The organism is Pseudomonas sp. GM80 (genome assembly GCF_000282515.1).
GTDB lineage: Bacteria > Pseudomonadota > Gammaproteobacteria > Pseudomonadales > Pseudomonadaceae > Aquipseudomonas.
In genome coordinates, this window is the sequence record NZ_AKJD01000162.1 from 22,888 (window position 1) to 30,135 (window position 7,248).

Genomic DNA, 7,248 nt, shown 5'->3' on the forward strand with positions numbered 1-7,248 from the left:
CTCCGCGTGGGAATGCAGCCCGGGACGCTCTGCGTCCAAAAGCGGACGCGGAGCGTCCATTGAGGCATTCCCACGCAGAGCGTGGGAACGATCTCATGTAGGAGCTGCCGCAGGCTGCGATCTTTTGCTTCAGACTTTCAAGACTTTCCCGCCAATCGCGACGGCAACCAGCAGCACCGCCATCAGCCCAAAGGCAAAACTCAAACTGCTGGCATGCGCGACAAAGCCGATCACCGCCGGCCCCGCCAGAATCCCCGCATAGCCCAGCGTGGTAATCGCCGGCACCGCGATGCTTTCCGGCATCACCGTCTGTTTGCCAACCGCCGTGTACAGCACCGGTACGATGTTCGAACAGCCGGCGCCGACCAGCGCATAACCGACCAGCGCCGCTTCCCAGCTCGGTGCGAACGTTGCCAGAAACAGACCCGCCGCCGCCAACAGCCCACCAAACAGAATGATCCGCGTGGCGCCGACGATCCGCACAATCCGGTCACCCATCAAGCGTCCCGCCGTCATGGTCAACGCGAATGCCGCGTAACCCAATCCGGCATAGGCCGTGTCGATCCCGCGCTCCTGCGCCAGGAACACCGCGCTCCAATCCAGCGCCGCGCCTTCGGTGAGAAAGACGATAAAGCACATCCCGCCGATGAACAGCACGATGCCGTGGGGAATGGCAAAAGCCGGGCCCGAGCTTTCACTGCCGTAGGGCAACATGTGCGGTACGCACTTGAACAGCGCGGCGATCAGCACCACGACCACCACCAGCATGGCGGTGAGCGGCGTCAAGCCAAGGCCGAGCAAGGCGCTGACGCCCGCCGCGCCGACGATTCCGCCGAGGCTGAACAAGCCGTGAAAGCCCGACATCATGTTCTTGCCGCTGGCGCGTTCGACGATCACCGCTTGCAGGTTGACCGTCGAATCCACCGTGCCGAGTCCGGCGCCGAACATGAACAGCGTGGCAATCAGCGCCGGGATCGATGAGACCGTCGCCAGCAACGGCAACGCCGCGCAAATCAACAACGTGCCGCCCGTGGCCACGCGCCGACAGCCGAAACGCGTCGCGAGAATCCCCGCCAGCGGCATCGCCAGAATCGAACCGACCCCCAGGCACAACAGCAACAGACCGAGCGTGCCCTCATCCAGTCCGGCGCGCGCCTTGGCGTACGGCACCAACGGCGCCCACGCGGCGATGCCGAGCCCGGCAATGAAAAAGGCGATGCGCGTGGACATCTGTTGCAGGCGTCCGGGGACGAAGGTGTCTTGGGCGTTGAGGCTGGTCATATCAATCCTTGGCAAAAAACTTCGCGTCCCCGAAGGACAGTGATACGGCGTCGAGGTTCGATCGCCCGTCATTCGAGGAAGTACAGACGACATCCTACCTTCTCCTGTAGGAGCTGCGGCACGCTGCGATCTTTTGATCTTTGTTTTCAAGATCAGAATCAAAAGATCGCAGCGTTCCGCAGCTCCTACAGGGGAATGCGGTTTACAGTGGGTTTTTTCGGTTGCAGGGATTACGAGTGATGACGCAGTTTTATGATGCGCGGGGCAATATCTACGGTGTGGTTTCGCCGCAGGCACTGCGCGAGGCGGGCGTTGATTTACCTGCCAGCGCGTGCGCGTGCGCATCGTCGCGCCAGACGTGGAGCGACGCGGCAATCAAACTTTGCTGCGACTGGCCAGAAGGCCAACAACCGCCAGACAGCAAATTCCACCGCAGCGACGGTCTGCTGATCGGCCCGTTCCAGGCCTCGCCGCCGTTCGATGTGTTGATCGTCAACACCGATGGCACCCTCGCCGAGCGCAGTGGCAACGGTCTGACGATATTTTCCCAGGCGCTGACCGAGCAAGGTTTGCTGGCAGAGCAGGGCGCGTTGCTGCGCGTTCATCACGATAAAGGTGAGGCGGTGGAGACCTCGGTGAAACCTGCCGAAGTCGAAGGCGTGGAAGGCTTCTGGCTCGATCTCGGTCAAGCGGATTTTGGGCCGTGCGCGGTGGGTGCGCAGAGCGTTGAAAATGTTGATTTCAATGGCCGGAAGGTCAGCAGAATTCAGCCATTGGCGGCACTTGATCCCACCTGGTCGCACAGCCAATTTGTGCGCATCGGCAATCCACATTGCGTGACGCTGCTTGGCGACAAGTCAGCCTTGCCGAGTAACGAACAAATGCGTGAATCGCCACTGAATGAAGGCCTGACACAGATCGCTTATGCCATGCCGACCGGCGCTGGCGACCCGTGTCCGGCGGGCGTCAATCTGCAATGGGCGGTGCGTGAGTCTGCGCAGCGAATCATCGCGCGGGTCTTCGAGCGTGGCGAAGGGCCGACCGCGTCATCAGGCACCAGCGCCAGTGCGGTAGCGTGTGCGGCATGGCGGGTGGGTTGGGTCGAAGCCGGAGAAGTGCAGGTGGTCATGCCCGGTGGCACGGCACCGATTCTGCTGGAAGCAATCGACGGCGAGCGGGTGCGCGTCAGATTATTTGGTACGGCGCGGTTGATCGGTTGAATTCACAATCGCCATCGCTGGCAAGCCAGGCTCCCACAGGGTTTTGCGGCGACCACATTATTTGTGTGCACCTCTGAACCATTGTAGGAGTGAGCCTGCTCGCGATTGCGGTGAGTCAGGCAACATATGATTTGAAGGGTGGTCCGCTATCGCGAGCAGGCCCACTCCTACAGTGGATTATTGGTGTACCGGTTTTTTGTGTTCACCCCCAAACCCTGTGGGAGTCTGGCTTGCCAGCGATGGGGCACGCCAGGACACCTCGTCAGTGCGCCTTGAACAACGTCACCGACACCACCTGCTCACCCTGCACCTCCAACCGCAGCAATGCGCGGGGCGACGGCTCATCCTCGAAACATTCAACATTCACCGCGTGCGCCGAACTGGCCTCCCACAGGGTTTTGCGGCGACCACATTATTTGTGTGCACCTCTGAACCATTGTAGGAGTGAGCCTGCTCGCGATGGCGGTGAGTCAGGCAACATATGATTTGAAGGGTGGTCCGCTATCGCGAGCAGGCTCATTCCTACAGTGGATTATTGGTGTACCGGGTTTTTTGTGTTCACCCCCCAAACCCTGTGGGAGCCTGGCTTGCCAGCGATGAGGCCCGCCAGGACACCGCGTCAGTGCGCTTTGAACAACGTCACCGACACCACCTGCTCACCCTGCACCTCCAACCGCAGCAATGCGCGGGGCGACGGCTCATCCTCGAAACATTCAACATTCAACATTCAACATTCACCGCGTGCGCCGAGCTTGCTCGCGAAGGCACCGGCGCATCCAACATCAATGTCGCCTGACCCACCGCCATCGCTGGCAAGCCAGCTCCCACATTGGCTATTTGTCACGCCAAAAATCCCGAACCAACCCCAAATCCCCTGTAGGAGTGAGCCTGCTCGCGATAGCGTCCGTACAGTCGACATCCCTTTTGCCTGACCCACCGCCATCGCTGGCAAGCCAGCTCCCACAATGTCCAGTGGGTCATCCCACTGACCAGCCCCAGCCCCTTGTAGGAGCAGAGCTTGCTCGCGAAGGCGCCGGCACATCCAACATTGATGTGGCCTGACCCACTGCCATCGCGAGCAGGCTCACTCCTACAGTAGTTATGCGGTGAAGCCAGAATCCACACCCCGCCCAAATCCCTGTGGGAGCTGGCTTGCCAGCGATGGGGCACGCCAGGACACCGCGTCAGTGCGCCTTGAACAACGTCACCGACACCACCTGCTCACCCTGCACCTCTAGCCGCAGCAATGCGCGGGGCGACGGCTCATCCTCGAAACATTCAACAATCACCGCGTGCGCCGAGCTGGCCTGCAATGCCAGCTGCCGCGCATGTTTCAACAGGCGTTTCACCGCTGCACTGACCGGCATCGGCGCGTGCCCGCCGCGCACTTGCTCACAGAATTCCAACGCGATTTCACGGGGTGTCGGTGCCGGCGGTGATGCCAAACCAGACTCGTCGAACAGCCGATTGAGTTGTTCCGCCGCACTCACCGCCCGCGCAAACCCCGCGAATGCCGAGGCCTGCAACAGCACCTCAGTCATTTCACCGGGGGCCAACCCCGAGGCCAGCCCTGTCTTCAGATGCACACTCAATGGCGGGCCGACCATGCCCGACGCCACAATGGCTGCAAACGACACCGCTTCCCGCAGGCGCGGATCGAGGCCAGGGCGCGCGTGCAAATGCCCGTAAACCACGCCAACCGCCAATTCACCCAGCGCGGGCACGGTGTGAAACAGCGCATCGAGCCGAGCGCCGCCGTCGGGTACAAGTTCGGTAAACGTCTGTCGGCCTTCGTGGTACAGCGAGGCCATGGGCGAGGGTGTGTGGTTCATTGGAAAATCCTCAAGTAATTGAGGATGGCGGCTAATCAACTACGCACGAACTTCAGCATGAAGGAGCATCCATCGCAGGGGGGGCCGGCGTCATGGCGACGCCGGTTTCTCCACCTTAGACGAACTCCACCACCGGCATCTGCCGTTTCATCAGCACTTTGCCGTTGCGAATCGAGTACAGCGGCAAGCCTTGGCTGCGGATTACCTCATAATCACTGTCCGCCGACAGAATCAGCAGGTTCGCCGGGCGCCCCTGTTCCAGCCCATAGCGCTCGCCCAGATGCATGGCTTTGGCGCTGTTGTCAGTGACCAAGTCCAGCGCACTTTGCAGATTGCGATAACCGAGCATGTGGCAGATGTGCAGACCCGCCTCAAGCACTCGGAGGATGTTGCCGTTGCCCAGCGGATACCACGGATCGACGATGGAATCCTGGCCGAAACACACGTTCATCCCGGCTTCGAGCAACTCGTTCACGCGGGTCACGCCACGGCGTTTCGGGAAGTTGTCGAAGCGGCCTTGCAGGTGAATGCTTTCGGTCGGGCAGGAGACAAAACTGATCCCGGAATGCCCGAGCAAGCGGAACAGTTTCGCGCAGTAGGCGTTGTCGTAGGAGCCCATCGCCGTGGTGTGGCTGGCGGTGACGAGGGCGCCCATGTCACGACTGCGCGCTTCCTCGGCGAGCACTTCGAGAAAGCGTGAATGCGGGTCGTCGGTTTCGTCGCAATGCACATCGACCAGGCAACCGGTGCGCTCGGCCAGGTCCATCAGGAACTTCACCGAACTGACGCCCTGATCGCGGGTGTACTCAAAATGCGGAATGCCGCCGACCACGTCGGCGCCCATGCGGATCGACTCTTCCATCAGCTCGCGGCCGTTGCGGAACGACTCGATGCCCTCCTGCGGGAACGCGACGATTTGCAGGTCGATCAGGTGGCGGCTTTCCTCGCGCACTTCAAGCATGGCTTTCAGTGCGGTGAGTTGCGGATCAGTGACGTCGACGTGGGTGCGCACGTGCTGAATGCCGTGCGCGGCCAGGGTCTGAATGGTTTTTTTGGCGCGGGTCTTGGTGTCTTCTTCGGTGATGGTGACCTTGCGCTCGCCCCAGCACTCGATGCCCTCAAACAGCGTGCCGCTCATGTTCCAGCGCGGTTCGCCAGCGGTGAGGGTGGCGTCGAGGTGAATGTGCGGCTCGACGAAGGGCGGCACCACCAGATTGCCGCCGGCGTCGAGGTCGTCGGGGCCCAGTGTCGGCGCTTCGGTCTGCCGGGCGATGCTGCGAATCAGGCCGTCTTCAAGGTGCAATTCGTGCAAACCTTCCTGGTTGCGCAAACGGGCGTTGATGATGTGCATCAGGCGAATCCTTTTTTATAAGTCTTGTAGTGGCGCGGCTGCGCTGCGAGCGCCGAGCGCGCCGGTGACGATGACATACGTTAGCGCGGCAGCAGCGATCCCTACCAGCGGCGCGACCCATGGCGAGCTGAACGCGGCGACGGTACCGACCGCGTAAGCCCCCAGGCCCGGCCAGTTGAACGCCGGCAGCCGTGCGTCGGCCAGGCGCGGATAACGCCCGCGCCAGCGGTAGAAAAAGTCGGCCATGATCACCCCGCCAATCGGCGGGATCACCGTGCCGAGCAGAATCAGGTAGGGCACCAGCATGTCGTACATACCGAGCAAGGCGAGCAGGGTACCAATCACCGCACCGGCGAGGGTCACGGTTTTACGCCTACCGGTGCGCAGCAGGTTGCAACCGGCGACGGCAAAGTTGTAAATGGTGTTGTCCTGAGTGCTCCAGATGTTCAGCAACAGCATGGCCATCGCGGCCATGGCGAAACCTTGCAGGAGCAGCACTTCAACCACGTCGGGTTGTTGATAGACGATGGCGCCGTACGCGCCGATCAGCACCATCAAACCGTTGCCGATGAAAAAACCGATCAGGCTGGCCAGCACCGCGACCCGCGCTGAGCGCGAGAAGCGCGTCCAGTTGGTCGCTTGAGTTGCGCCGCTGACGAAGGTGCCGAATACCAGAGTAATCGCCGTCGACCAGTCCAGCGAACCACTTGGCACGACGCTGAGCAAACCCTCGAAGCCGCCGACTTTCACTGTCGCCACCCACATCGACAGCATCAGCAGCAACATCATCGCCGGCACCGCGATGTACGACAGAATCTCCAGCCCACGATAACCGACGTAAGCCGTGGCACAGAACACCAGACCGAACAGCACCATCAGCCCGAGCACGGTGCCCTCATCAAGCTCGAAGTATTTGCCGAGCACCACCGCAGCGGTCGCGGTGCCCCAGGCGTACCAGCCGATCTGGGTGAAACCGAGGATCAAGTCACTGAGTTTGCTGCCGACTTCGCCGAAGCAAAAACGCCCCATCAACACCGAATTGAGGCCGCTTTTGAAGGCGATGTAACCCAAACCTGCGGCATACAACCCAAGCAGCAGGTTGCCGACGATGATCACCGCCATCATCTCGCCGAAACTGAACGCCACGCCGAGCTTGCCGCCGGCAAACATGGTCGCGGTGAAAAACGTGAAGCCCAGTAACACCATCGCCGTCGAGGCCAGGCCTTTACGCGCGTGCATCGGTACTTCGCTGAGGGGGTAATCGTTGCCGGGGGCGTGCTGCGTCATGGGGCGGTCCTTGCTGAAAAGGGAAGACGCGGGGGAGGGTTGCAGTGGTCGTGCCAAATGCCGGGTGGCGCGGGTTATGTATAGACGAGTCGCATCAAACGGCGCGAAAACAGTGCACCCGAACACCCCCAAGCCCAATGTAGGAGCTGCCGCAGGCTGCGATCTTTTGATTTTGTTTTTTGCTCGTTCCCACGCTCTGCGTGGGAATGCAGCCCGGGACGCTCCGCGTCCCACCCAAAGCCGAACGCGGAGCGTCCGTTGAGGCATTCCCACGCAG

The 7,248-nt window shown here is 61.4% G+C and carries 5 protein-coding genes; 1 reads left to right on the forward strand and 4 read right to left on the reverse strand.

The annotated features are described in order from the left end of the window. Positions 1-129: 129 nt before the first annotated feature. On the reverse strand, positions 130-1,281 hold the full coding sequence (locus PMI37_RS22690; RefSeq protein ID WP_008085394.1) for an MFS transporter: 1,152 nt from the start codon (positions 1,279-1,281) through the stop codon (positions 130-132). Positions 1,282-1,520: 239 nt separating this feature from the next. Here PMI37_RS22690 and PMI37_RS22695 point away from each other — a divergent pair, with 239 nt between their 5' ends. Then, a complete protein-coding gene (locus PMI37_RS22695; protein WP_008085396.1) occupies positions 1,521-2,501 on the forward strand; it encodes a diaminopimelate epimerase in 981 nt (326 codons plus the stop codon). A 1,184-nt stretch (positions 2,502-3,685) separates the two neighbouring features. Here PMI37_RS22695 and PMI37_RS22700 read toward each other — a convergent pair. The 3 genes from PMI37_RS22700 to codB form a co-directional block, all read right to left on the reverse strand. After that, entirely contained in the window at positions 3,686-4,333 is a 648-nt protein-coding gene (locus PMI37_RS22700; protein WP_008085400.1) for a carboxymuconolactone decarboxylase family protein, read from the reverse strand. Between the two features lie 115 nt (positions 4,334-4,448). Continuing rightward, complete coding sequence (gene codA / locus PMI37_RS22705) at positions 4,449-5,684, reverse strand: cytosine deaminase (RefSeq protein ID WP_008085402.1); 1,236 nt, start codon at positions 5,682-5,684, stop codon at positions 4,449-4,451. 15 nt (positions 5,685-5,699) lie between these two features. Continuing rightward, entirely contained in the window at positions 5,700-6,971 is a 1,272-nt protein-coding gene (codB, locus tag PMI37_RS22710) for a cytosine permease (protein ID WP_008085403.1), read from the reverse strand. Positions 6,972-7,248 lie beyond the last annotated feature (277 nt).

Coding starts and splice junctions, on each gene's coding strand:
- PMI37_RS22690 (WP_008085394.1), bottom strand. CDS start 1,281: ATGACCAGCCTCAACGCCCAAGACACCTTCGTCCCCGGACGCCTGCAA.
- PMI37_RS22695 (WP_008085396.1), top strand. CDS start 1,521: ATGACGCAGTTTTATGATGCGCGGGGCAATATCTACGGTGTGGTTTCG.
- PMI37_RS22700 (WP_008085400.1), bottom strand. CDS start 4,333: ATGAACCACACACCCTCGCCCATGGCCTCGCTGTACCACGAAGGCCGA.
- codA (WP_008085402.1), bottom strand. CDS start 5,684: ATGCACATCATCAACGCCCGTTTGCGCAACCAGGAAGGTTTGCACGAA.
- codB (WP_008085403.1), bottom strand. CDS start 6,971: ATGACGCAGCACGCCCCCGGCAACGATTACCCCCTCAGCGAAGTACCG.